A 25,489-nucleotide genomic window follows, 5' to 3' on the forward strand; every position below is an offset into this window, starting at 1 on the left:
CGTGCCACTTCAACCGGCGCCGCGCAAATCAGTTTTGCGCGCGCCGGAAAACGCGCGCGTCAGACGCGTTCGATCACCAATGCAATGCCCTGCCCCACGCCGATGCACATGGTGCACAGCGCGTAGCGCCCGCCGGTGGCGTGCAGGCGGTTCACCGCCGTGGTGGCCAGACGCGCGCCGCTGGCGCCCAGCGGGTGGCCCAACGCAATGGCGCCGCCCCAGGCGTTCACACGCTCGTCGTCGTCCTGCAGGCCGAGCATGCGCAGCACGGCCAGGCCTTGCGCGGCAAAGGCCTCGTTGAGTTCGATCACGTCCATCTGCGCCAGCGACAGGCCGGTGAGCGCCAGCACCTTCTTCGTGGCCGGCGCCGGGCCGATGCCCATGATGCGCGGGGCCACGCCCACCGTGGCCATGCCGACCACACGGGCGCGTGGCGTCAGGCCGTTCTTCTTCGCGCTCGCTTCATCGGCCAACAGCAGGGCGCAGGCGCCGTCGTTCACGCCGCTGGCGTTGCCGGCGGTCACGCTGCCGTCGGGCCGCACCACGCCCTTGAGCCTGGCGAGCGACTCCATGGTCGTGGCGCGCGGGTGTTCGTCGTGCTCCACCACGAGGGCGTCGCCCTTCCTCTGCGGGATCGTCACTGCGACGATCTCGCGCGCGAGATGCCCGGCCTTCTGCGCGGCCACGGCTTTGGTCTGGCTGGCCAGGGCCATGCGGTCCTGCGCCTCGCGCTCGATCTTGAATTCGGTCGCCACGTTCTCGGCGGTCTCGGGCATGGAGTCCACGCCGTACTTTTCTTTCATCAACTTGTTGACGAAGCGCCATCCGATGGTGGTGTCGTACACCGCGTTGTTGCGGCCGAAGGCGGTCTCGGCTTTGGGCATCACGAAGGGCGCGCGGCTCATGCTCTCCACGCCGCCGGCGATCATGAGGCCGGCCTCGCCCGCGCGGATGGCGCGCGCCGCGGTGCCCAGGGCATCGAGGCCCGAGCCGCACAGGCGGTTGATGGTGGCGCCGGGCACTTCCATCGGCAGGCCGGCCAGCAGGCTGGCCATGTGGGCCACGTTGCGGTTGTCTTCGCCGGCCTGGTTGGCGCAGCCAAAGATCACGTCGGTGATGCTGGCCCAGTCCACCCCCGGGTTGCGCTGCATCAGCGCGCGCAGCGGGATGGCGCCGAGGTCGTCGGTGCGCACGCTGGAGAGCGCGCCGCCGTAACGGCCGATGGGGGTTCGGATGGCGTCGCAGATGAAGGCTTGGGTCATGGCAGGTACTTCAAAAACACCGTTCGCCCTGAGCTTGCCCTTCGACAGGCTCAGGACGATCGGCAGGAAATCCGTTCGGACTGAGCTTGTCGAAGTCTTCGCTTGATGTTGGCGAGGGGGCTTCGACAGGCTCAGCCCGAACGGGGAAATGGGTGTGCACGAGCAGATGAAACTTGTGCATCCCGACGAGACTATTTTGCGATGGGCAGACCCACCAGGCTTTCTAGTTCGGCGTGTTCCAGGCCATCGACCTTGTCGATGAGCCGCAGGCCCTCGGGCGTGCACGCGAGTGTGGCGAGATCGGTGTAAATGCGTTTCACGCAGGCGACACCGGTGAGCGGGTAGCTGCAGGTGGCCACCACCTTGCTGCGGCCCTGTTTGTCGAGCAGGTCCATCATCACCCAGGTCTGTTTGGCGCCCACGGCCAGGTCCATCGCGCCGCCCACGGCGGGAATGGCGCCGGGCTCGCCGGTGCTCCAGTTGGCCAGGTCGCCGGTGGCCGAGACCTGGAACGCACCGAGCACGCAGATGTCGAGGTGGCCGCCGCGCATCATGCCGAAGCTGTCGGCGTGGTGGAAGTACGAGCCGCCGGGCAGCAGCGTCACCGGCTGTTTGCCGGCGTTGATGAGGTCGTAGTCCTCATCCCCCGCGGCCGGCGCCGGGCCCATGCCCAGGATGCCGTTTTCGCTGTGCAACACCACCTCGATGCCCTGGGCCAGGTGGTTGGCCACCTGGGTGGGCATGCCGATGCCCAGGTTCACATAGGCGCCGTCGTGAATGTCGCACGCCACGCGTTGGGCGAGTTCGGCCTTGCTGCGTTTCTGGTAGTTCATACGGACCCCTTGAAGCCGCCGGCTTGAGTGGCCACGCGATCGATGCGAACGATTTTTCCAACGTGGATGCCGGGCGTGACGATTGTCTCGGGGTCGAGCTCACCGAGTTCAACGATGTGGTGCACGGTGGCGATGGTGTGGCGCGCGGCCATGGCCATCACCGGCCCGAAGTTGCGCGCGGCCTTGCGGTAGATGAGGTTGCCCCAGCGGTCGCCGCGCTCGGCCTTGATCAGGGCCACGTCACCCGCCAGCGGCGACTCGAACACGTGGTGGCGGCCGTTGATCTCACGCGTTTCCTTGCCCTCGGCCAGCGCCGTGCCGTAGCCGGTGGGCGTGAAGAAGCCGCCAATGCCGGCACCGGCGGCGCGCAGCCGCTCGGCCAGGTTGCCCTGAGGCACAAGCTCCAGCTCGATCTTGCCGGCGCGGTAGAGACCGTCGAACACATGGCTGTCGGCCTGGCGCGGGAAGCTGCAGATGATCTTGCGCACCCGCCCGGCGGCCAGCAACGCGGCGAGACCCGTGTCGCCATTGCCGGCGTTGTTGTTCACCACCGTGAGCTCGCGCGCGCCGTGCTCGATCAGGCCGTCGATCAGCTCGGCGGGAATGCCCGAGGTGCCGAAACCACCGATCAGCACGGTGTGCCCGTCGCGCACCACCGAAAGTGCGTCGGCGATCGAGGGGGAAATCTTGTTGATCACGTTGTCTCCTGTTCGGGTCGAATGCGGCGCCGTGAAATCTGTTCGTACAAAGAACAAATGTTCGCAGAATGAATTATAAACAGGCATTCACCGAATGCGATCCATGCCCTCAGTCACCAACGCCCCACCCCGCCCCGGCGACAGCTACGTGCAATCGTTCGCGCGCGGGCTCGAAGTCATCCGCAGCTTCAGCGCACAGGCGCCGCGCCAGACCCTGAGCGAAGTCGCCGCGCGCAGCGGCCTCACACGCGCCGGCGCGCGCCGCATCCTGCTCACGCTGCAGGCGCTGGGTTATGTGGAAACCGACGGTCGCGACTTCCGTCTCACCGCGCGCATCCTCGACCTGGGCTTCGCCTACCTCTCGTCCATGCCGATCTGGAACCTGGCCGAGCCGGTGGTCGAGGCGCTGGTCGAGTCGGTGAAGGAATCGAGTTCGGCCGCGGTGCTGGACGGCACCGACATCGTCTACGTCATGCGCGTGCCCACCCACAAGATCATGAAGAACTCGCTGGGCATCGGCTCGCGCCTGCCGGCCTACTGCACCTCGCTGGGCCGCATGCTGCTCGCCGGCCTGAGCGACGACGAGGTGCGCACGCGTCTGGATGCGTCCGACCTCAAGCCACTCACCCGCCACACCATCACCGACCCGGCCACCCTGCTCACCCGCGTGCAGCAGGTGCGCAAGCAGGGCTGGTGCCTGGTGAACCAGGAACTGGAGGAAGGACTGATCTCGCTGGCCGCGCCGCTGGTGGACGGCGGCGGGCGCATGGTGGCGGCGCTGAACCTCAGCGGCCAGGCCAACCGCACCAGCGCCCGCGTGGTGCAAGACACCCTGCTGCCGCCGCTGCTGGAAGCTGCCCGCCAGATCTCCGCGCTGCTGGCGGTGAAAGGCGGCGCATGAACCCGGCCATGAGCAACGTCGCGCTCTGGGGCGAAGGCCTGCGCCTGCTGGTCGAGATCAGCGCCACCGCCGCCTTTGCGCTGTCGGGCGTGATGGCCGGCGCGCGCAAGAAGCTCGATGCGGTGGGCGTCTGCGTGGTCGGGTTCCTGGCCGCGTTTGGTGGCGGCACCTTGCGCGACTTGCTGCTGGATCAACGACCATTTTTCTGGGTGCGCCATGTGGAGCTGCTGTGGGGCGTGTTCGCGCTGTGCGTGCTGGCCATGCTGTTCCTGCGCTCGCGCCATTTCCCGATCACCGAGCGCGCCATGCAGTGGCCCGACGCGCTGGGCCTGGGCCTGTTTGCCGCCACCGGCGTGCACCAGGCGTTGCTGCTGGACATGCCCGCGCTGGTGGCCGTGCTCATGGGGCTGACCACCGGCGTCTTCGGCGGCGTGCTGCGCGACGTGGTGTGCAACGAGATTCCCACCGCCTTCCACGACCACCGGCCCTACGCCGTGTGCGCCTTTGCCGGCAGCTGGGTCTACGTGGGCCTGTGGCACCTGCAGGCCCCGGGCTGGCTGGCGCTGCTGGCCTGTGTGGGCGTCACCGCCGGGCTGCGCGGTCTGGCCCTGTGGCGCAACTGGCAATTGCCCACCTGGCGGCTGTGACGCGCTGCGCTGCGGGACAATCGCCCCATGTTCAACCCGACCCAAGCCGACGTGCGCCGCTTCTTCTGCGCCGTGCACGCCAAGACGCTGCAACAGCAGCCCATGGAAGCCATCGAGTCGCTGGCCAGCCAGTGGATCGCCGAGCACCCGGAGTACCACGCCGAGCTGAATGACGTGGATGCCGCGCTGGCACGCATCGGCGAGCCAGGCACCGAGCGCGACAACCCGTTTCTCCACCTGTCCATGCACCTGTCGATCAGCGAGCAGTGCAGCATCGACCAGCCCCCGGGCATCCGCCAGGCGGTGGAGCTGCTCACCGCGCGCCGCGACGACCTGCATGCCGCGCACCACGAGGTGATGGAGTGCCTGGGCACCATGCTGTGGGAGAGCCAGCGCGCCGGCCGGCCACCGGACGGCCAGGCCTACATCGATCAGGTCCGCCGACGCGCGACGCAAGACTGAACACAAACGAAAAAGCCGCTCGGTGAGCGGCTTCTGCGGGGTGGCGCGGTGCTTACTTGAAGCGCGGCTGCGACACCACTTTCAACTCGCTGTCCAGCGACCCCAGGTACTTGGCAATCTCGCGCATCTCGGCGGTCGAGTACTGCTTGGCGATGCCGGCCATGATGCCGTTGGAGCGACCCACCACCTTGTTGCCTTCGACCGTGTACGCCTTGAGGGCGAAGAAGAGGTAGTCAGGGTGCTGGCCAGCCAGCTTGGGGTAGCTAGGGTCGATCGGCTTGCTGAAGTTGGCACCGTGGCAGGAGGCGCAGGCACCCTTTTCGATCAGTGCGGCGGCCGCGGTGCTGGCGGTGCGCGGTGCGTCGGGGGCGGTCTTGTCGGCGTGCGAGGCGTAGTACGCAGCCAGATCGGCCATGTCCTGCTCGCTCAGCGAACCGGCAATGCCGCGCATGGTGGGGTGCTTGCGGTCGCCCTTCTTGTAGGCGTTGAGCGCCGACACGATGTAGGCGCCCGACTGGCCCGAGATCATCGGCACCTTGTGGATTTCGGGGAAGCTGTTCTGGTAACCGGTGATGCCGTGGCAGCCGATGCACATGTCGGCCTTCTTCTGACCAGCGGCCACATCACCCGTGACACCCTGGGCGTGAACCGAAAAAGCGGCTGCGGAAAGCGTCGCAGCGGCGACAAGGGTGCGGGTGATCGTGGACAACAGTGAGGTCATTTTGCAAGCACAATGAATGAGTCAGCGGGGGAAAATCAACCGCTGATTATATAGACCGGTCGAGGCGCCCTATCCCTCAAAACCCCCGGCGGTGCGGGCATTGTCAGGCTGCAGCCAGCACCCATGGGGCCAGATCACCCAAGATGCCCCATTCCGTTCAACCCTTCCAGCAGAGCATTTCATGAAATTCCAAGGCTCCGAGAACTACGTCGCCACGCAAGACCTGATGCTGGCCGTCAACGCCGCGATCACGCTCAAGCGCCCACTGCTCGTGAAAGGCGAGCCGGGCACCGGCAAGACCATGCTGGCCGAAGAGGTGGCCACCGCGCTCAAGCTGCCGCTCTTGCAGTGGCACATCAAGAGCACCACCAAGGCGCAGCAGGGTCTGTACGAGTACGACGCGGTGAGCCGCTTGCGCGACAGTCAGCTGGGCGAGGAGAAGGTCAAGGACATCCACAACTACATCTTGAAGGGTGTGCTGTGGCAGGCCTTCACCGCCGACGAGCCGGTGGCGCTGCTGATCGACGAGATCGACAAGGCCGACATCGAGTTTCCGAACGACCTGCTGCGCGAACTCGACCGCATGGAGTTCTATTGCTACGAGACGCGCGAACTGGTGCGCGCCAAGCACCGCCCGCTGGTCTTCATCACGTCCAACAACGAAAAGGAGCTGCCCGACGCCTTCCTGCGCCGCTGCTTCTTCCACTACATCAAGTTCCCCGACGCCGAGACCATGCAGCGCATCGTGGACGTGCACTTCCCCAGCCTCAAGAAAGAGCTGCTGGCCGCGGCCATGAAGACTTTCTACGACGTGCGCAACCTGCCAGGCCTGAAGAAAAAACCCAGCACCTCCGAACTGCTCGACTGGCTCAAGCTGCTGATGGCCGAAGACATCCCGCTCGAAGCGCTGCAAAGCGCCGACAGCAAGGTCAGCATCCCGCCGCTGGTGGGCGCGCTGCTGAAGAACGAACAAGACACCACACTGTTTGAAAAGCTGGTGTTCATGAATCAGAGAAACCGTTGAACGGATTCGTCATGGCTTTCGTCGAACCCGTCATCCTGCGCAACAACGGCATTGCCCTGGTCCCGCTGTCGCTGGACCACGAAGACGGCCTGCGCGCCGCCGCGGCCGATGGTGAACTCTGGAAGCTGCGCATCACCTCGGTGCCCGAGCCGCACGAGACGCGCGGCTACATCGAGACGGCGCTGAAGATGCGCGACGAGGGCCACCGCTTCGCTTTCGCCGTGACCAACGAGGCCACCGGTCAGGTGCTCGGCAGCACCAGCTTTCACGACATCCTGCCAGCGGTCAAACGCGTGGAGATCGGCTACACCTGGTACGCCAAAAGCGCGCAGCGCAGCCATGTCAACACCACCTGCAAGCTGCTGATGATGGGCCACGCCTTCGATACGCTGGGCTGCCACGTGGTGGGCTGGCGCACCGACAACTACAACTTCGCATCGCAACAGGCCATCGAGCGGCTCGGTGCAAAGAAAGACGGCGTGATCCGCGGCCACGCCCTGCGCCGCGACGGCACGATTCGCGACACGGTGATGTACAGCATGCGTGCGGGTGAGTGGCCGGAGGCGAAAGCCCAGCTGCTCTACCTGCGGGCACTTCGCGCCTGAAACCGGGAGATCACCATGTTGATCGACTTCTTCTACACGCTGCGCTCGGCCAAGCTGCCGGTCTCCGTCAAGGAATACCTGATGCTGCTGGAGGCCCTGCAGGCCGACGTGGTCGGGCCGCGCAACCCCGATGCCTGCAGCATGGACGACTTCTACTTCCTGGCGCGCACCGCGCTGGTGAAGGACGAGAAGCACTACGACAAGTTCGACCGCGCCTTCGCCGCCTACTTCAAGGGCGTGGAGATGATCGCGGACTTCACCAAGCCGATCCCCGCCGACTGGCTGCGCCAGGAGATGGAGCGCATCCTCTCCGACGAGCAGAAGGCCAACGCGCCCAAGATGGACTGGGACGAGCTCATGGAGACGCTGAAAAAGCGCCTTGAGGAACAGAAAGAACGCCACGAGGGCGGCAGCAAATGGATAGGCACCGGCGGCACCTCGCCGTTTGGCAACAGCGGGCAGAACCCGCAGGGCGTGCGCATTGGCGGCAAGGGTGGCAACAATAGCGGCGTGAAGGTGTGGGAGCAGCGCGCCTACCGCGACTACGACGACACGCAGGAACTCGGCACGCGCAACATCAAGGTGGCGCTGCGCCGCCTGCGCAAGTTCGCGCGTGAGGGCAACGAATTCGAGCTGGACCTGCCCGACACCATCCGCGCCACCGCGGCCAACGCCGGCTACCTGGACATCAAGATGATCCCGGAGCGGCACAACAACGTGAAGGTGCTGCTGCTCATGGACGTGGGCGGCACGATGGACGAGCACATCCAGCGGGTTGAGGAGCTGTTCTCGGCCGTCAAGGGCGAGTTCAAGCACCTCGATTTCTATTACTTCCACAACTGCGTCTACGACTTCATGTGGAAGAACAACCGCCGCCGCTACGCCGAGAAGTTCCCCACCTGGGACATCATCCGCAAGTACAACAAGGACTACAAACTGATCTTCGTGGGCGACGCGACCATGAGTCCTTACGAAATATTGCAACCTGGCGGCAGCGTGGAATACAACAACGAGGAGGCTGGCGCCGAGTGGCTGCAGCGCCTCACGCACGCTTTTCCCAAGTACGCATGGATCAATCCGGAACCTCAGGGCGTGTGGCAGTATCGACAGAGCATCAGCGTGGTCCAGCAACTCATGAGCCAGCGCATGTTCCCGCTGACCTTGAAGGGGCTGGAAGACACGATGAGATTGCTCTCCAAATAACTGCATGAAATGTTCAGTTCCGGACTCCATCCGCTGGGTGAGGTCTCTCCTGCTTTGCGCAGCCGCCCTGTGGCCGCTCGTGCTGCCGCAGGCCGCGTGGGCACAGGCGGTGGACGTGCCCGAGGAACCGGCTGACGCGGACGTGCCAACACCGGCTGCCGGCGCGAGCACCCCGCGCGAGCGCTCGCGCACACCCCGCCCGCCGGCCGCGCCCCGCTTCGAGATCGACCTGCAGGCGCCCGACGAGGTGCGCGAATTCCTGCTGCGCCACATCGAACTGCAGCGCTTTCGGCTGCTGCGCAACCTCGATGCCAACGAACTCGCCCGCCTGCTGGCCGCCGCGCCCGCCAACCTGCGCGAGCTGCTCGCCACGCTGGGTTACTTTTCGCCACTGGTGGATGTGATCGGACCGCCCGCCTTGACCGAGGCCGCCGACACGGCCGCCGGCGACATCGCCACCGCGCCCGAAGCCGCCGAACAGCGCGAGACCATCCAGCGCCAGGTGCGGGTGATGCAGGGCCTGCCGTTTTCGCAGAGCGACTGGGACCGCACCAAGGACGCGGCCCTGCGCGCCCTGATCGCGCGGCGCTACCCCGCGGGACGGATCCAGAACAGCCTGGCCGACATCGACGCCGACAACCGCCAGGCCAACCTCTACATCGAGCTCGATTCCGGCCGCGCCATGCGCATGGGCGAGGTGGTGGTGGAGGGAGCCGAACGCTACGACAAGACCACGGTGGAGCGTCTGGTGCGCCTGTCGGGTGTGGTGCCCGGCAGCGACTACGACCTGGCCCGGTTGCAGACCGCGCAGCAGCGCCTGATCGAAAGCGGCTACTACGACTCGGCCTTCGTGTTCGTGGAGCCGAGCATGGACGGCGCGTCCTTGCCGGTGAAGGTGCAACTGCGCGAGAGCCTGCGCCAGAAGCTGGTGCTCGGTGTGGGCGGCAGCACCGACAGCGGCGCGCGCCTGTCGATCGAGCACACGCACCACAGCGTGCCCGGCATCAACTGGCGCGCCGTGAGCGTGCTCAAGGTCGAGCGCGTGGACCAGCTCGCCAGCACCGACTGGAGCTCCCCGCCGAACAACGACGGCTGGCGCTGGATCGCCGGCGGGCGCCTGCTGCAGGAGCAGGACGACTTCAACATCACCACCAGCCAGCGGCTGCGCGCTGGCCAGTCGCAGGTCGGCATCGAATACGACCGCAGCTTTTATTTGCAGTACGACCGCGCGAGCGTCTTCAACGAAGCCACGCAGACCTTGCGCACGGCCGAGGCCAACTCCTCGATCACCGCCAACTACGCCTGGACGCGCCGCCGGTTTGACGACCCGATCTCGCCCAATTCGGGCTATGGGCTGGCGGTGGAGCTGGGCGTGGGCTACACGCTGGGCACGACCCGCCTGCCCTTCACGCGCACGCAGGCGCGCTGGCTGGGCTACTGGCCGCTGGGCGACCGCTCGCCGCCACCCGAGCCGAAAGTGGGTGAAGCACGCGTGGTGAACCCGTCGAGCAACCGCACCAACCTGGGCCGCCTGGCGCTGCGCCTTGAGGGCGGCGCGGTGCTCGCCAAACGCAGTGCCGCCATTCCCGACACCCAGCTCTTCCTCACCGGCGGGGACGCCACGGTGCGCGGCTACGGTCTGCGCGACATCGGCGTGCGCCAGGCCGACGGCAGCGTGCTGCCCGGGCGCTACAAGGGCGTGGTGAGCCTGGAATGGCAACGCCCCATCTTCAACGCCAACGGCCGCTCGCCGGTGGAGAGCGTGCTCTTCATCGACGGCGGCGCCGTGGCCAACCGCGCGGGTGACCTCAAACCCCTGTGGGGCGTGGGCACCGGCGTGCGCTACAACAGCCCGGTGGGTCCGCTGCAGCTCGACCTGGGCTACGGCCTGGAGACCAAGCGACTGCGCCTGCACCTCAACGTCGGCTTCACCTTCTGACGGTTGGCGCCATGAACGACGAGTCCGATCCCAAGCCCAACCTGCGGCGCAAGCGCAGCGCTTGGCACCGGATCGCGCTCTGGTTGCCTGTGGGGCTGCTCGGCCTGGTGCTGTCGGTGGCCATCGCCGTCTGGGTGTGGGCCGGCACGGCGGGGTCGCTGGCGCGGGCCATCGGCTGGGGCCAGTCCTACATGGCAAACCAGGGGCCGAGCGCGGGCACGCTGAGCGTGGCCGAGGTTCAGGGCAGCCTGCGCAACGGCGGCGAGATCGGGCGCCTGCAATGGCAGCGCGACGAACTCACCGTGCAGGCCACCAGCGTGCGCATCGCGCTGGACAACCGCTTCTGGCTCGACGCCCTGCTCGCGCGCGGCCTGCGCCTCTCGCAATTCGACATCGGCCGCCTGCAGATCACCGACCGCCGTCCACCCACCCCGGTGGAGCCGCTGCAGCCCATCACCCTGCCCATGGCCGTCACCCTGCCGTGGTCGGTGGGCGAGCTGGTGCTCGACGGCAACCAGGAGGTCTCGCTCAGTGGCCTCAAAGGCCAGTACCGCTATCGCCCGGTCGACAGCGTGTGGAAGCTCGGCGTGGCCGACGCCCACCAGCTGGATCTGGAGAACTTGCAAGTGGCTGGCGGGCTCTACCAGATCCAGGCCGTGATGGGCGCACAGGCACCGATGCCGTTGCGGGTGGACGCGCGGGGCGAGGTGAAGGCCACCGTGCCCGGCGGCGAAGACCTGGTGCTCAAGGCCATCGCCAAGATCACCGGCCAGCTCGCCGAATCGGACGCGGCACTGGATGCCACTGCCAGCCTGACCACCAGCGCAGCGAGCGCCACCGACACGCCCGTGCTCGACGCCACCGCGCGCATCCGCCCGTGGATGAGCCAGCCCATCGAATCGGTCAATGCCCGCATGAACCGGCTCAACCTCGCCACACTCTGGCCTCAGGCCCCGGTCACCGAACTCAGCGGCACCGTGACGGCACAACCCGAGGGCGAAGCCTGGCACGCCGAGGTGCGCCTGACCAACGCCGTGCCCGGCCCCGCCGACAAGCAGCGCTTGCCGCTGCAAAGCCTGCAGGCCGATCTGGAGCAGCGCGGCACGCGCTGGACGCTCACCAATCTGGACGCCCAGCTCGGCGGCGGCCGCCTGAGGGGCCAAGGCTGGCGCGAGCCGGCGGCCTCGCCCCTGGGCGACTTTCAGGGCGAACTCACCGCCAGCCGCATCAACCCCGCCGCGCTGTGGAGCAGCATCGCGCCGGCCGCGCTCGACGGCACCGCTTCCGTGCGCGCGGTGAACGTCGAATCGGCCAACCCGGCGATCGACATCAACGCCGTGGTGAAGCCTTCGGGCACCCAGCCCAAGGCAGGCCAGCTCGCCGGCCTGCGCCTGCGCGACCTGAACCTGCAAGGCCGCTGGACGCCCACACCCGCCAACCCTGCACTTGGCGTGCTCGACTTGCGCAAGCTCAGCGCCGGCCTGGCCGATGCCACGCTGGACGGCCAGGGAAAGCTCGACGTGGGCGCGCGCAGCTTTGAAGGCCAACTTGCGTTCCAGCTGCCCGGCGCCCAGGGCGAAGTGCAAGGCCGCGTGGCCCATGCGCAGGGCAAGGGCGAGTTGAACCTGGCGCTGGACGACGCCTCGCGCGTGCTCGCCTGGGTGCGCAGCCTGCAGACCCTGCCCGTGGTCGGCCCGCTGCTGCGCGCGCAACTCGAGGCCCAGCCCGGCCTGCAGATCGAGGGCAGCGCCCGCCTCGGCGCGACATGGGACGGTGGCCTGGGCGTGCTCGGCTACCCCGCGCCGGTGACCGGCGCCACCGCCGCCGCGCCGCCGCGCGTGCAGGCCCGTCTGCAGACGCCGCGCCTGGCCATCACACGCGGCACAGCGGCGCGGGCGGCCGACCCGGCCACCGGCGCCGACGCGGTGGTGGGCACGTTGCAGACTCTGAGCCTGGCCGACCTGAACCTGCAAGCCAGCGGGCAGCCGCACCAGCTCAACATCACCGCCACCGGCCAGGCCGAACAAGGCCCCTGGCGCGGCACGCTGGACACCCAGGGCAGGCTGCAACTCGGCAGCGCTCAAAAGCCCGACATCGACAGCGGGCGGCTGGACCTGACCCGCCTGCAGCTGCGCGCCACCGACAGCGCGCGCAAGGACCGCGTGGTCGTCTGGGCGCTGCAGACCGTCGCCGCGCTCGGCCTGCGCTGGCAAAACGCGCGCAGCGCCATCAACCTGCAGGCCGACGCCGGCCAGCTGCGCCTGCAACCCACGTTCAGCAACCGCGCGGGCGGCGCACCGGCGGCCTCATCCACAACGGCGGCGGCCACCACCAGCCCCATGACCCTGGCCTGGGAGCAGCTCAGCTGGCAACAAGGCGCGCTGCTCACGCGCGGCCAGCTCACCGGCCTGCCGCTGTCGTGGATCGACGCACTCACCACCGCCGAAGGCGCGCGCAGCGGTGCGCTGAGCCAGGCAGGTCTGGGCGGCGACGTGGTGTTCGACGGCAGCTGGGACTTCTTCCTGCCCGCCGATGCCGCCACACCACCGCGGCTGAACGCCCAGCTGCAACGCCGCAGTGGCGACCTGTCGGTGCAGACCGACGGGGCGTTCGAACAAAACACCACCTCCACCCAGCGCCTGCAGACCGGCGTGAAGGAGGCGCGCCTGAGCGTGACCACACAAGGCGCCAACGTGCAGGCCAGCCTGCGCTGGGACAGCGAGCGCCTGGGCCAGGCCAGTGCCGACCTCGGCACCACACTGAGCCCACCGGGTGGCGACCAGACGGCCTGGCACTGGGCGGCAGACGCGCCCCTGCGCGGCACCATCACGGCCAGCCTGCCCCAGGTGGGCGTGTGGTCGGCGCTGGCGCCACCGGGCTGGCGCGTGCGCGGCACGCTGGCCGCCAGCGCCACGCTCAGCGGTACGCGCGCCAACCCCCTGTGGAACGGCACGCTGCAGGCCGACCAGCTCGCCCTGCGCTCCATCGTGAACGGCATCTCGTTCTCGCGCGGCGAACTGCGCGCCACGCTGGCGGGCGAGCGCGTCACCATCGAGCGCTTCTATTTGCAGGGCCGCGGTGGCGCCGAGGCGGGTGGCACGCTGCTGGCCAGCGGCACCACCGAGTTCCGACGCGTCACGGTGGACGGCGTGAGCCAGCGCCAGCCCTACATCAACCTGCAGGCAACCGCCACCAAGCTGCGCGTGTCCTCACGCGCCGACCGGCGCCTCACGCTGTCGGGCCAGTTGCAGGCCGAGCTGGTGGGCACGGCGCTGCAGATCCGTGGCCGGCTCCTGGCCGATTCCGCCCTCTTCGTGCTGCCCGACGAATCCACCCCGAGCCTGGGCGCCGACGTGGTGGTGCGTGGCACCGAGACCGCGCTGGAGACGCCGGGCGCGTTCCGCGTGCGGCCCGACGTGTTGGTCGACATCGACCTCGGCGACGATTTCCAGGTGAGTGGCCAGGGCCTTCAGACGCGGCTGGCCGGGCAGATCAACGTGCGCAGCACACCCGAGCTGCCCACGCCGCGCGTGCTTGGCGACGTGCGCACCGTGCGCGGTTCGTACCGCGCCTACGGACAGCAACTCACGATTGAAAACGGCGTGCTGCGCTTCACCGGGCCGTACGACAACCCCACGCTGGACATCACGGCCGTGCGCCCCAACACCAGCCAGCGCGTGGGCGTGCAGATCAGCGGCACCGCGCAGACGCCGCGCGTGCGCCTGTTCTCCGACCCCGAACTGCCCGACAGCGAAAAACTGGCCTGGCTGGTGCTCGGCCGCCCGGCCAGCGGCGCCGGGGCCGAGGCCGCCGTGCTGCAGCAAGCCGCGCTCGCCCTGCTGGCGGGACGCGACGGGCGGCTGGATGGCGGCCTGGCCAGTGCCCTCGGTCTGGACGAACTCTCGATTGGCGGCAGCGCCACCAACGCCGACGGCTCAGCCGCTTCGGCGGCGCTCACGCTGGGCAAGCGCCTGTCCAACAACCTGTACCTCAGCTACGAACGCAGCCTGGCCGGTGCGCTGGGCACGGTGAGCATCTTCTACGACGTGTCACGCCGCCTGACGGTGCGAGCGCGCGCTGGCGAAGAGAACGCGCTCGACCTCATTTTTACGATCCAGTACGACTGACCTTCAGGCCAGCGCGGCCTCGGCCGTGTGGCTGGCGATCTCGCCCTCGGCCGTCGTCAGCGCCTGGGCCTTGGCATCCGGGCCCATGGCCACGCCCTCGGCGCGCACGAAGCGCACGTCGGTGATGCCGATGAAACCCATCACGGTCTGCAGGTAGCTCTCCTGGTGTTCCATGGCGCGGCCACCTTCGCTGGTGGAATACACACCGCCGCGCGTCAGCGCCACGATCACCGTCTTGCCGCCCGCCAGACCTTTCGGGCCCTTGTCGGTGTAGGTGAAGGTGCGGCCGGCCTGGGCAATGCGGTCGATCCAGGCCTTGAGCTGGGTCGGGATGGTGAAGTTGTAGAGCGGCGCGCCGATCACGACCACGTCGGCCGCGAGGAACTGGCTCACCAGCGCTTCGGACAACGCGTTTTCACGGCGCTGCACCTCGGTGGTGGCGGCTTGGCCAGTGCGGAAACCCAGCGCGTCGGCGCTCAGATGGGGCACCACGTCGGCGGCCAGATCGAGGTGTTGCACCTGCGTGCCGGGGTGGGTGGCCACCCAGGCGGCCACGGTGCGGGCGGTGAGCTGGCGGGAAACGGACTGGTCGCCGGTGATGGCGGAATCGATGTGCAGCAGTTGCATGAGGGGCTCCAGAGAAAGGGGTTACCACGCGAGTGGCGATGGATAGATTCTGATTTCCGACCGAATGTTTGATAAGCCGGCAAAATCACGCCAGACCGTTCCACCAACAGGACAATCAAAGCCCATTTCCATGCAAGACCTCAACGACATGCTGTATTTCGCCGAAGTGGTCGAGCGCGGCGGCTTTGCCGCGGCGGGCCGGGCGCTGGGCCTGCCCAAGTCGCGCCTGTCGCGCCGCGTCGCCGGGCTGGAGGCCCAACTCGGCGTGCGCCTGCTCCAGCGCACCACGCGCAAGCTCTCCCTGACCGACGTGGGCGAAACCTACCTGCGCCACTGCCAGGCGCTGCGCGAATCGGCCCAGGCCGCGGCCGACGCCGTGGCCCATGCGCAGACCGAACCGCGCGGCACCATCCGCGTGGTGTGCCCCGTCACCCTGGCGCAGACCGTGCTGGCCGACGTCATGCCGATCTACCTCGCGCGCCACCCGCAGGTGCGCGTGGAAATGGAAGTGAACAACCGCGTGGTCGACCTCGTGAAGGACGGCGTGGACGTGGCGCTGCGCGTGCGCCTCACGCTGGAGGAGAGTGGCAGCCTCGTCGTCAAGCGGCTGGACGCGGCGCGCTCGGTGCTCGTGGCCAGCCCGGCCCTGCTCGCGCGCCAGGGCACGCCCACCACGCTGGAGGAGGCGGGCCGGCTCGACAGCGTCGCGATGTCGGCCGCGGATGGACTGGTCAGCGTGCGCCTGACCAACGCCGAAGGCCGCGAGGCCGTGCTGCAGTACCGCCCCCGCTTCATCGCCGACGACCTGCTCACCCTCAAGCTCGCTGTGCTCGGCGGCACCGGCATGTGCTGGCTGCCCGACTACATGTGCGAGGACGAGCTGCGTGACGGCCGGCTGGTGCGCCTGCTGCCCGACTGGTCCACACAGGTGGGCGTGGTGCACGCGGTGTTTCCCTCGCGCCGTGGCCTGACTCCGGCCGTGCGCAGCTTTCTCGATTTCCTGGGCGAATACGTGCCCGTGTGTGGCAATGTGCTGCGCCTGCCGGCCGCCGCTCGCTCAGAACAGCCCCCGTACAATGCGGGCTCGCTTTCGCGGCCATAGTTCAATGGATAGAACGGGCCCCTCCTAAGGGCCAGATGTAGGTTCGATTCCTACTGGCCGCACCAGGCCTTGCAGGCTGACCGCTCCTGCTCAGCGCAAGGCACGTGCCAGCGACCTGTCGGGCCGAGCCCTTTACAGCTCTCCCAGCTTCGCACCGTCCACCGGTTCTCCCAGCCACGTGGCGATGTCACCCCCCAATGCATACGTCACCCGTCCGACCATGTTGCAAGTGCTGCGAGGCAGGCCGAAGTGAAGGAACGACTGGCGCTGCGCGTTGAAGTGCACGGGCGCAACGCCATCGCGCTCCAGAGTGCCACGCAGTTGCACGATCTTTGGGCCGCCGTAGAGCCCACCGGCGTTGGCCAGGATGTCCGTGATCTGGATGCGCAGGGTCGGTGCACCGATCACATTGGTCGATGGCGTCGGCACGGAGAATTTGTACGGCGCCTCCAACTGTTCCTGGATGGCTTGCGCCAGCGAAGTGGGAACGTCGCATGCATCGTCGCCCTTGCTCAGCTGCAGGCCGCTGGCTGTCTTGCCATAGGTGATGACGGGCAGTATCACCGTGTTGCGGGCGCTGGCCGTCGGCTCCGGCTGCGCTGGTTCAGCGACGGTGGGGCCGCGCGAGCCGCAGGCGGTGAGCATGGTGGCTGCCAATGCGGCGATGACGATGACGTGCTTTCTGGTATTCATGGATTTCTCTTGAAGGTAGTTTCGTTATGACGGATGCGCTGGGGCCTTCGTCGTTGATGGCGAAGATCAATCGTCTCACCGAGTGACGTATCCATCCTTGGAAAGGAAAAGACTCGCCGCGCTGGCTGGATTCGGACAGACTCGCAGTTTCGCTGGCACGGGCTTTGGGTTGTCCGCATCAGTGACCTCTCTCACGACCATGCCACAACCTTTGTCCAGCCATTTGAATTCAACCGCGTAGGCTTTTCGTGCCTCCGGCTGAAAGCTGGCAACCAATGGTCCGCAACTCGCGTCGCCCCGATCGGCTCTTGCATAGCCCTTGATGCGCAATTCTGTGTTGATGGAAATCCGGGCCTCCCTGGCTTGCATGCGGATTCTCTCGGGCATGCTCGAAAGCCATGAGCTGGGTAGACCGTAGGTGGATTCGCTGACAAGCCCGACGTATTCGAAGCCACCACAGGTCCCCGCCTCGGAACTGAGCGAATACTGAACCGTGACGCCGCCACTGGAGCGCATGGACAAGGACGCGTCTTCTTCGTTCATGCTGTAGTTGCGTATGGGATCGCTGGCGCAGCCGGCAAGAATCAATGCCATTGCGATGGCAGACAAGGTTTGTGATGTCTTCATGGCCGCTGATCCTTTGCGGGGTTACCGTCAATTGATGGTTCGCCAAAGCTCATGTACACCCAGGTGCCGTTGGCATCACCCCGATAGGCACCTGAAGCGCCGTCTTGCTGCGCAGCCAAGGCCGTGAACTGCCATGCCTCGTCTTCGGTGCAGTCCACGCTTCGGGTCGTCCATCGGTGGATGCCGAGTTCCTGGCCGAGCGTGTGCACTTGTTGGGCAGCCCGCCTGAGTGGCTCGGGCACCGAGGGGTGATCCCATCCCAACATGAAGCTGTTGTTCTTCGTGTTGTAGGTGCCCACCACTTGCACGGCGGCCTGCACCACACGGCCGTCGCCCAAAGTCCAACTCAGCCAGCCCTCGTTTATGTCGAGGTTCCAGTTGGTCTCGCTGCCCAGACCCCAGTTGGCGCTGTGTTCCGCGGTTTGGCGTTGCAGCAAGGTCAGCGCTTCGAAGAGGCGCTGGGATTCCGGGGTTTGATCTTCGGATGCGCCACGCACTGCATTGCCGAGCAGTCCGCCAAGCAGGTTGGCCACGGGGGTGGCTTCACTGGTCGCGGCGACGTCGTCATCGTCTTCCTCGTAGTCTGGCGGCTTGTTGTAGTCGTATTCGACGTTGAATTTGCCGTCGGGGTACAGGGTGAAGGTCAGGCCCCAGATGCGTCGGCCTGTGGTTTGGAGGATGTAGTCTCGGAGGGAAAGTATGGCGCGCGAGGCGAAACTTGCGGTTTCCAGCGATGGAAATCTATCGTTCTCAACAGAACCAGTTTTCGACTGACGCAAGTAACTCGTCGTGGTCATTCGGTTGTAGATTGAAGTGCGAGAGCAAGCAGACACCCAAGCGTCCTCAGACACAAACTCTAGTAGCTCATCTGCAATTGACCGGAATGCTTCTTCGACTGTCTGCATGCCCATCTCCTATTGGTTAAAAATCTTCGGTGCTTGAGCTCGTCCGTTGATGACAGAAATCACTCGAAATACGCTGGGGCGCTCACCACCACCCGCTGGATATCCCACCTCGATCTTCATACTCACCGTCTTCCCTTCTTTGAGCGCCTGAGCAAACTCGCGCTCCATCGCTCTCCAGTCACCCCGGTTCAGCGTGGAAGCCTGAGGCACGATATTGATCCTATCGCCCGCACCGCCCAATGCCGCCGCGATCAGGTGCCCGCCCTCGTCACCCGCTTCCCCGCACTTGCCCACGCAGCCCTGTTGATAGCCGTTGCGGTCCATCTTGGCCCCGTTGCGCTCCGCCCCCACCTCCTTCACCCGTCCGTTGGTATCGGTCAGGTAGGTGTGACCGTTGTCCAGCAGGTACGCGGTCTTGGGCTCCAGTTGTCCGTTGGCGGTCTTGTCCCAGTTGTTCTTGCTGCCCACGGGCAAGGAGACGACTTTGTCCACGTCGGCGCGCTTGGCCACCTCATCGGCCTTCTTCGCCAGCGTGATCTCGTCGAGCACCTTGAGCGCGCTCTGTGCTTTTCTGGTGGGGTCTGGCGTGAAGTTGGCCGCGAGTGAGCCCAGCAATGCGCCCACCGCAGCCTCGTCTCCCGAGGCAATGGCGGCTGCCAGATCGTCCCGCAGCCGCTGTTCGGCCTTCGCAACGATCTCGTCGTACTTCTCCGGGTTCTGCGCCGCCCACTCCACGGCTTCCTTGATTTGCTGGGCCTCTTGCTGGAGCTGCGCTGCTGCACCCGCTGGATCCTTGGCCGCATCCACCAGGGTGTCGAGCAGATCCCCATACCCCTGCGCAATGGAGACCACGGTACCTTTGCCGGTCTCGATCAACAACCGGCCTCTGTCCAAGGTGTCCACGGCCTGGCCCAGCGTGTGTTTACCGTCGACGCTCAAGATCACGTCCACCGCGCCCACTTTTACCAGCTCAGCCGCGAAGTCACGTACCTCCTGCTGCTTGCTTTGGCAGGCGTTGGAGCTGGGCACCTGACAGACCGCTGCCAATTCCCGGTCGCGCCTCTGGTCGAGCTCGTCCAGTGCCTTGATGGCTCAAGCCGAAGCCCGAGCTTTGCTGATCGCTGGTGAAGGTGCTGGTGTCCTGGCGGCTCTCGATGTTCAAACTGCCACCCACCTCGGCCTGCACCGTCTTGCCCGTGACGCTGGCCCCGGCCAGCGTGGTGTCGGCGCCCGATTCGATGCGCGCGGTGTTGCCGGCCACGATGTGCGTGTTGCGCTGGATGGCGTCCTGCCCGTCGGCGTTGCCCCGGGCCTTGTTGGCCGAGGCGTTGAAGGTGATGCCGTTGGAAGCACCAAAGCTCACCCCCACGCCGATGCTCGCGCCACTGCTGTTGTTCGTGCTGTGCAGGGTGGTGCGGTCCTGGCTGGATTCGAGTCGCACATCGCCGTCGGCCTTGAGCGTGGCGTCCTGGCCCGCGCTCACGTCGCTGCCGCGGATGAGGATGTCGCTGTCGGTGCCCGCGCCCTTGGCCACGATGCGCACGTCGCCTGCGGCGGCCACCGTGCTGCCGCGCCCGCTGTTCACCGTCTCGGTGCTTTCGCTGCGGCTCTTGTTGCTGCCCAGATTGAAGTCGATGGTGATGCTGGCGATCTTCTCTGGGGCAGCCACCAGCTCGGCCACCTGGTTGGCCGTGTTGTAGGCGCTGAGCGCCGTGGCGGCGGCTCCCAGGGCCTGCACCCGGCTGTTGCCGGTCTGCGCCGTGGCCTGGGCCGTGTCGAGCGTGGTCTTGGCACCCTTGATGGCGTCGACCAGCGCGTTGCGTGGCGTGGCGCCGAGCACGGTGCTTTTGCTGCTCTGCTGGCTGGTGCTGCTGCGGGTTTCTCTGGCCTCGGTGATGTCGACTTCTCGGGCCTGGATGTCGATGTCACCGGTCAGTGCCAGCACGTCGCTGCCGGTCAGGTTCCACGCCTGGACGTAGTCCAGGCCCGAGTCCATCAGGGCCTGGAACTGGGATTCACCGCTTGCCAAGCAGTCGGGACCAGAGGCCGGGGCGGGGCGCAGGCGCGATCGGTGATTTGCTTTGCGCAGCTTGAGGTTGGGTTTCCGTGTCGCGCAAAAGGTGCGTGCTCGGTCCGCTGGGCCTCAGCAGGTCGCCGGGATAGTGTTCGTGCCCAAGGCACACGCTGTCATCCAACCCGAAGGCTTTGACCACCGCCACGGCTTCGATACACCAGCGGCCAAAGTAGCCGCTGTCATGTAGGCCCTTGTTGCCATAGGTGTACCAGTAGGGTCGGTCGTACATGGCCGTCATCTCGGATAGACCGGGTTTGGGCGGACGGTTGAGTTCTTCGTACCAATGCCGTACAAAGTCAGCCAACAACCTGGGCTGTTGATCTGGAGCGGCATTGATGGTATCGAGCAGTCGCTGATACGGCTTAGGGTGGCAGAGTTTGATGCCGATACGTCGTCCCGGGCAGCGGCTGGCAATGATCCGATCGAGCAGTTCGTCTTCCCCCTCGTTGCCGATGAGTGCCAGCAGGCGTTGCCAATACTCATCCGAAATCTCCAGCGCTAGCGCCAAGCCTATCCTTGTCGATACTCGGCTTTGAGCACGTCGCAGCTGTTCGTGCTTTGGCAGTTCAGCAACTCGATGTCATTGGCAAGGCTCGTGCGGTAGGCCTCGTCGAACGCTTGATCGCGACAGGCTGTGTTGTCACCACATGCCTTGAGTTTTTCTTCAAGCTTCTGGACATCAGTGTGCTTCAAGTAGTTGTTGACGGTGGCGGTATGCGCGATGTGTGCCGCATCGAATGCCGCGCCAAGCAGCGCCGAACCCGCTTCCATCAAAGCCTTGAACTCCGCCTTGGTCTTGGGGTCGGTCGCCGTGATGCCCTGGCTATTGAGGTATTCCTCCAGCACCGGCAACATCTGCTCGTTGAGCATGGCCGCAACCATGGCCTTGGCCGGGTCCACGTTGCCTCCGGCTTCAATGCCGAGCTTGGCGCCGTTGGTGTTGCCCACCCGCATGGTCCCCACGCCGGCCAACTCCGTGCGGCTCTGGTTGACGTACTGCCCGCTGAAGCTGGTGGTGTGGGTGGGGCTGCTGATGGTGACGTTGCGCCCGGCTGACGCCAGCAGTTCGCTGCGCGCCTGCATCAGCCCGCCGATGTTGCTGAGGTCGCGCCCGGCCTGGGCCACGACCACGCCGCCTTCGATGCGCCCACCGGCGTTGACCAGGTCTTCGGCGATCTGCAACGAGACGCTGTTGCCCGCCAGCAGCGCGCCACTGGCCTCAAAGTCGCCCTGGGGCACCTGGCGCACATACACCTGCGGCACCAGGGCTTTGGTCTTGCTGCCATCGGGCAGCACCACTTCTCGCTCCACCAGCCAGACCAGGTCGGTGGTGAGCAGGGCCATCTGCTCGGCGGAGAGCGCCACGCCAGGCACGAGTTGGTGCGCCTGGGCGTAGGCAATGCCGGCGTCCATGAGGGCCTGGAACTGCGCCTCGTCGCTGGCATGGCCTTCAAGAAAGCGCCGACCGGTGAGCTGGCCCACCTGCTCGCGGACGAGCTTTTGCTCGTAGAAGCCGTCGCCCAGGCGTTTCTGGAGCGCGTTGGGGTCGCTGCCCAGAGCGGCGAACATGTAGTCGCTGCCCAGCCATTGGCGGTAGTCGGTGAAGCGGGGGTCGCTCTCGATCAGGTAGTTGCTGCCCGGGCTGGCCGGCTGGAACAGCGCGTTGTTGGGCACGGTGAACGGCGCGGTGGCGCTGGGCAACGAGACGCCCAGGAAACCCAGGCCAGAGGTGGGCAGCCCGGTGCTGCGCGCCAGATCGGTGTTGCTCAGGCTCTGGGCGGTGATGCTGAGTTGCTGCGCGCCCGAGAGCGTGCCCCCCACCTGGCCGATGACTTCGTTGATGTCCGGGTTGGTCCAGTCGTACGAGCCCAGCTGCCAGGTGTGCGTGGTGTTCAGAAAGCGGTGGGTGCGCTTGAGGGTCTGGCCCACGTTGACCACAGCAGCGCCAGCGGCCTGCATGTCCAGCACGGCGCCCGCCTGGATGTCGGCGTACCGGTTGGTCAGTGCGCTGGTGATTTCCAGCCGCATGTTGGCGCCGGAGCGGATCGACGCGGGGGCGCCTGCGCCTGGGTTGAGCCGGTCTTCAAAGACGCTCTGGCGGGCGGTGCGGGTGAGCTCGATGCCTTCGTGAGTTCCGTTCAGATTGCGGTGCGTTGCGCGCACGATGGTGCTCTGGGGATCGTTGTAGCCGGGCTCCACGACCAGCATCGTGCAGTTGGTGGTGCAGCGGCCGTAGGCGCCGGAGTAGCTCAGCGTGTCGCGCTGCCAGGAGGTGACACTGGTTGTGTAGCCGGCAAAGGGGTCGACCGTGCCGGCGACCTGGTCGGGGTTGGCCACGCCGTCCTGCCGCACCCGGGCGTACAGCACCACGGTGGTGGGGCTGCCCACGGTGACGCGCTCGCGCACACCGTAGTTCGCGGCATAGCCACCTGCTGCTGCGTGGTAGATCGAATCCGTGGGATCCAGCGTGACTTCGATTCGGCGCACAACGGTGCCGTCCGGCGTCACCAGTTGCGTGTCGCTCAGGATGCTGGCGGGATTGACCAGGTAGAACTGATGGGGGGTGTAGTTGGAAGTGGTCTCGATCGGCGTGTCGAAGAATCGGTTGTGGCCATTCACCCACCACGAGGGCATGCCCAGTTCGGCGGTTTGCTCGGACACCTTGACCTGGCTCACGGACACGTTGCGCCGTTCGTTGGTGAGTGTCTGGGTGGCGATGCGCAGGTCGTCCACGGCTTCGATGTCTGCGCTCAGGTTGTTGATCGTCTGGGCTTGGCCCGCGGCCGCGAGCGCGGCGTCCAGGCTGCCTGCGATGGCCATGTCGCCGCCGCTGTAAATGAGCGCACCGTCTTCGTTGTTCAGGGTCTGCACGCCGAGGTCGATCTGTTGGCGGGCGGCAATGACCGGGGCGGTGGTGCCGCCTGCCTCGGGTCGGTTGTTCAGGGTGGTGGCGGCCATCGCGATCTTGTCGCCGAAGATGGCACCGGCCCCTGTGTTGTTGAGCGTGGTCGCCTGGATGTGGACGAGGCTGGGGGCGGCGGGACCAGATGTTTCGTTGGCATTCACAAGGCCCCGGTTGTTGAAGGTGTGGGCGCCGATGGCGATGCTGTCTGAGGCGGTGATGCTGGCGCCTGCGGCGTTGGTGAAGCTGTCGGTGGCCTCCAGCGTCTGGTGGGTCGCCTCCAGGGTGCCGGTGTTGCCGATGTCCCTGGCGGTGAGGGTCAGGCTCTGGTTGGCGATGAGTTGGCCGGCGTTGCTGAGCAAGGCGGTGGTGGTGATCCGCAGATCACCGCTGGCCTCCATGCTGGCGCCGATCGCGTTGGTGATGTCAGCGGTGGTGTCCAGGCTGATGTTGCTGCCAGAGAGCACACCCGCGTTGGTGAAGCTGGTGGCCGAGATGTTCGCGCTTTGCGCGGACCAGATGTTGGACTGGGTGGCACCGTCGGCCCCATTGGTGGTGGCGCCTGCATGGATGGTGAGGTCGCCGTTGCTGCCGATCAGACCCGCCCGGGCGGCCTGCGCATCGTTGACGAGCTCGCCCGTGTTCAGCGTGAGGTTGGCCTGCGAGGCGATGCGCCCGGCCGTGTTGTCCAGCCTGGCGCCCTGGGTGTCGATGGTGCTGCTGCCCACGGCTTGCAGGCGGCCGCGCACATTGGCCAGCGTGCCCTGGGTGGTCAGATCCAGTGTGCCCGCGCTGAGGATTTCGCCATCGGTGTTGTTGGTCTGGCCCACGGTGGCCAGCAGTGCCCCAACGGAGCCGATGGAGCCGGCGGTGTTGTGCAGGTCGCCCGTGGTGAGCGTGAGCGCACCGCCGGCATGGATCAATCCCCTGTCGTTGTTCAGCGCGGCGCTGGTGACCGTGGCACTCTGGCTGGCGGCCAGCGTGCCTGTTGTGTTGTCCAGCGCGCCGCCTGCGCTCACGGTGAGCGTGCCGCTGGCGGCGATTTCGGCTTGAGCGGTGTTGGAGACGGTGGTGCCGGCGGCGATGCTGGCATGGCCCTGGCTGCTGATGAGGGCACTTGCAGGAGAACCATCGCCCGTGTTGCTGATGGCGCCCAGGGTCTGGATGGACAGGTCGCCTTTGGCCTGGACCTTGCCGGTGTTCACGAGCGATCCATCGGTCTTGAGCACCCAGGTGCCTTCGTGGGCGATCAGCGATCCCCGGTTGTTCACGCCCAGGCCCGCCTCGGTGCCGACCAGGTGAATCTTGCCGGCGTACATGCCGCCCAGCGCGCCCACGTCGAGCATGAAGATGGGCGCCGCACCTGTTCCTGCGATGGCGGCGGCCTGTGCGTCAGCGCCAGTGGCCAGCGCGGTGACTTGGTTGTGGCCCGTGACAACCGTGAGGTCCTTGGCCCACACACCGGCATTGACCTGCATGGCCCGCGTGAGAATCGTGGTGTAGTCGGCGGTGCTGGCGTCCAGACCCAGGCCTTCGATGTGGACCGTGCCGCCCTGCACGCGGAAGGCGTCGAGGTGGCCGCTGTTCATCACGGCAGTGCCTGTGGTCAGCGTCACGCCCGAGGCGTTGATGAACCCGCCGCCGTTGACCTGGATGCCCGCCGGGTTGGCGACCAAGACACCCATTCCAGGGTGGCCAGCTCCACCGATTCCTTGGTCTTCCAAGGCGATGTGACCACCGAGCTGCGTGCTCGCGTTGGTGCGGCTGTTGTTGAGGATGGCCCCGAAGGACTGAACGTCGAAGCGGCTGTAGGTGTTTCGTGAAACGCCTGCGGCGGAGGGTGTCTGGATGTTGACCTGCGGCAAGCCGTTGGCGGTCTGCAGGATGGTGGGGCGCTGGTTGCTCGGGGCGCTCGGGTCGGCGACGATCTGTGGGTACGCGGGGGAGCACAGCAACAGAACCGCCAAAGCCGTCAGCGAACGCGCGATGGCGGCATCTGCAAACGGCGACCTGGTGGAGCCGGACGCGGCCTCGCCCGCAGCAGCCCCGCCGTGGGCACCGGCCGTTTCCGCCGCCACCATGCGATGGCCCCGTGCGGCGTTGAAGATGATGCGGTGACGGTTCTTGTTCATGGGAA

At 66.6% G+C, this 25,489-nt stretch carries 21 protein-coding genes and 1 tRNA gene; 10 read left to right on the plus strand and 12 right to left on the minus strand.

Features of this window, described 5'->3' with window-relative positions:
- Positions 1-59 precede the first annotated feature (59 nt).
- The 3 genes from pcaF to ASE11_RS09830 all read right to left on the minus strand — a co-directional run bounded on the left by pcaF (position 60) and on the right by ASE11_RS09830 (position 2,793).
- Entirely contained in the window at positions 60-1,262 is a 1,203-nt protein-coding gene (gene pcaF, locus ASE11_RS09820) for a 3-oxoadipyl-CoA thiolase (protein ID WP_056269861.1), read from the minus strand.
- A gap of 191 nt (positions 1,263-1,453) precedes the next feature.
- The gene (locus ASE11_RS09825) at positions 1,454-2,095 is read right to left on the minus strand and encodes a 3-oxoacid CoA-transferase subunit B (protein ID WP_056269864.1); all 642 of its coding nucleotides are present in this window, start codon (positions 2,093-2,095) and stop codon (positions 1,454-1,456) included.
- On the minus strand, positions 2,092-2,793 hold the full coding sequence (locus tag ASE11_RS09830; protein ID WP_056269869.1) for a 3-oxoacid CoA-transferase subunit A: 702 nt from the start codon (positions 2,791-2,793) through the stop codon (positions 2,092-2,094). Before ASE11_RS09830 ends, ASE11_RS09825 begins: the two co-directional genes overlap by 4 nt.
- A 103-nt stretch (positions 2,794-2,896) precedes the next feature.
- On the opposite strand from ASE11_RS09830, the gene ASE11_RS09835 reads away from it, so the two are divergent.
- From ASE11_RS09835 to ASE11_RS09845, 3 genes are read left to right on the plus strand one after another with little or no spacing between them, the layout of a single operon-like run.
- Positions 2,897-3,694, plus strand: a complete 798-nt coding sequence (locus ASE11_RS09835) for an IclR family transcriptional regulator domain-containing protein (RefSeq protein WP_056270662.1) — start codon at positions 2,897-2,899, stop codon at positions 3,692-3,694.
- 8 nt (positions 3,695-3,702) lie between these two features.
- Positions 3,703-4,341 (plus strand): trimeric intracellular cation channel family protein, encoded by a 639-nt coding sequence (locus tag ASE11_RS09840; protein WP_056270667.1) that lies wholly within the window; start codon positions 3,703-3,705, stop codon positions 4,339-4,341.
- 27 nt (positions 4,342-4,368) lie between these two features.
- Complete coding sequence (locus ASE11_RS09845) at positions 4,369-4,803, plus strand: DUF1841 family protein (protein ID WP_056269872.1); 435 nt, start codon at positions 4,369-4,371, stop codon at positions 4,801-4,803.
- Between the two features lie 52 nt (positions 4,804-4,855).
- Here the strand turns inward: ASE11_RS09845 and ASE11_RS09850 are convergent, their stop codons facing one another.
- The gene (locus ASE11_RS09850) at positions 4,856-5,524 is read right to left on the minus strand and encodes a c-type cytochrome (protein ID WP_056269876.1); all 669 of its coding nucleotides are present in this window, start codon (positions 5,522-5,524) and stop codon (positions 4,856-4,858) included.
- A gap of 181 nt (positions 5,525-5,705) precedes the next feature.
- On the opposite strand from ASE11_RS09850, the gene ASE11_RS09855 reads away from it, so the two are divergent.
- Genes ASE11_RS09855 through ASE11_RS09875 form a run of 5 tightly spaced genes read left to right on the plus strand, consistent with a single transcriptional unit; the run spans position 5,706 to position 14,422 of the window.
- Positions 5,706-6,548 (plus strand): AAA family ATPase, encoded by an 843-nt coding sequence (locus tag ASE11_RS09855; RefSeq protein WP_056269880.1) that lies wholly within the window; start codon positions 5,706-5,708, stop codon positions 6,546-6,548.
- A gap of 11 nt (positions 6,549-6,559) precedes the next feature.
- Positions 6,560-7,153 carry a GNAT family N-acetyltransferase gene (locus ASE11_RS09860; protein ID WP_056269884.1) on the plus strand — a complete coding sequence of 198 codons (594 nt, stop codon included), beginning with the start codon at positions 6,560-6,562 and terminating at the stop codon, positions 7,151-7,153.
- Positions 7,154-7,168: 15 nt separating this feature from the next.
- Positions 7,169-8,356: a vWA domain-containing protein gene (locus ASE11_RS09865; protein ID WP_056269887.1), complete on the plus strand. Its 1,188-nt coding sequence runs from the start codon at positions 7,169-7,171 to the stop codon at positions 8,354-8,356.
- A 4-nt stretch (positions 8,357-8,360) separates the two neighbouring features.
- On the plus strand, positions 8,361-10,295 hold the full coding sequence (locus ASE11_RS09870; RefSeq protein ID WP_082585649.1) for an autotransporter assembly complex protein TamA: 1,935 nt from the start codon (positions 8,361-8,363) through the stop codon (positions 10,293-10,295).
- A gap of 11 nt (positions 10,296-10,306) precedes the next feature.
- Positions 10,307-14,422: a translocation/assembly module TamB domain-containing protein gene (locus tag ASE11_RS09875; protein ID WP_056269896.1), complete on the plus strand. Its 4,116-nt coding sequence runs from the start codon at positions 10,307-10,309 to the stop codon at positions 14,420-14,422.
- 3 nt (positions 14,423-14,425) lie between these two features.
- Here the strand turns inward: ASE11_RS09875 and ASE11_RS09880 are convergent, their stop codons facing one another.
- Positions 14,426-15,049 carry an FMN-dependent NADH-azoreductase gene (locus tag ASE11_RS09880; RefSeq protein ID WP_056269899.1) on the minus strand — a complete coding sequence of 208 codons (624 nt, stop codon included), beginning with the start codon at positions 15,047-15,049 and terminating at the stop codon, positions 14,426-14,428.
- 130 nt (positions 15,050-15,179) lie between these two features.
- On the opposite strand from ASE11_RS09880, the gene ASE11_RS09885 reads away from it, so the two are divergent.
- On the plus strand, positions 15,180-16,151 hold the full coding sequence (locus tag ASE11_RS09885; protein WP_056270670.1) for a LysR family transcriptional regulator: 972 nt from the start codon (positions 15,180-15,182) through the stop codon (positions 16,149-16,151).
- Positions 16,142-16,216 (plus strand) — tRNA-Arg (locus ASE11_RS09890). The genes ASE11_RS09885 and ASE11_RS09890 overlap by 10 nt, the downstream gene beginning before the upstream one ends.
- 67 nt (positions 16,217-16,283) lie before the next feature.
- Here ASE11_RS09890 and ASE11_RS09895 read toward each other — a convergent pair.
- The 7 genes from ASE11_RS09895 to ASE11_RS09930 form a co-directional block, all read right to left on the minus strand.
- Entirely contained in the window at positions 16,284-16,844 is a 561-nt protein-coding gene (locus tag ASE11_RS09895) for a hypothetical protein (protein ID WP_056269903.1), read from the minus strand.
- A gap of 75 nt (positions 16,845-16,919) precedes the next feature.
- Positions 16,920-17,471: a hypothetical protein gene (locus ASE11_RS09900; protein ID WP_056269906.1), complete on the minus strand. Its 552-nt coding sequence runs from the start codon at positions 17,469-17,471 to the stop codon at positions 16,920-16,922.
- Positions 17,468-18,376, minus strand: coding sequence for a DUF6882 domain-containing protein (locus tag ASE11_RS09905; protein WP_156406292.1), 909 nt, complete (start codon positions 18,374-18,376; stop codon positions 17,468-17,470). Before ASE11_RS09905 ends, ASE11_RS09900 begins: the two co-directional genes overlap by 4 nt.
- A gap of 9 nt (positions 18,377-18,385) precedes the next feature.
- Positions 18,386-19,423: a DNA/RNA non-specific endonuclease gene (locus ASE11_RS26270; RefSeq protein WP_414842439.1), complete on the minus strand. Its 1,038-nt coding sequence runs from the start codon at positions 19,421-19,423 to the stop codon at positions 18,386-18,388.
- Entirely contained in the window at positions 19,359-20,405 is a 1,047-nt protein-coding gene (locus ASE11_RS09915) for a hemagglutinin repeat-containing protein (RefSeq protein WP_156406293.1), read from the minus strand. The genes ASE11_RS26270 and ASE11_RS09915 overlap by 65 nt, the downstream gene beginning before the upstream one ends.
- Positions 20,392-20,958: a DUF1911 domain-containing protein gene (locus ASE11_RS25305; RefSeq protein WP_235501243.1), complete on the minus strand. Its 567-nt coding sequence runs from the start codon at positions 20,956-20,958 to the stop codon at positions 20,392-20,394. Before ASE11_RS25305 ends, ASE11_RS09915 begins: the two co-directional genes overlap by 14 nt.
- Positions 20,959-20,960: 2 nt before the next feature.
- Positions 20,961-25,484 carry an ESPR-type extended signal peptide-containing protein gene (locus ASE11_RS09930; protein ID WP_056269926.1) on the minus strand — a complete coding sequence of 1,508 codons (4,524 nt, stop codon included), beginning with the start codon at positions 25,482-25,484 and terminating at the stop codon, positions 20,961-20,963.
- Positions 25,485-25,489: the final 5 nt, after the last annotated feature.

The organism is Hydrogenophaga sp. Root209 (assembly GCF_001428625.1).
Taxonomy (GTDB): Bacteria; Pseudomonadota; Gammaproteobacteria; order Burkholderiales; family Burkholderiaceae_C; genus Hydrogenophaga.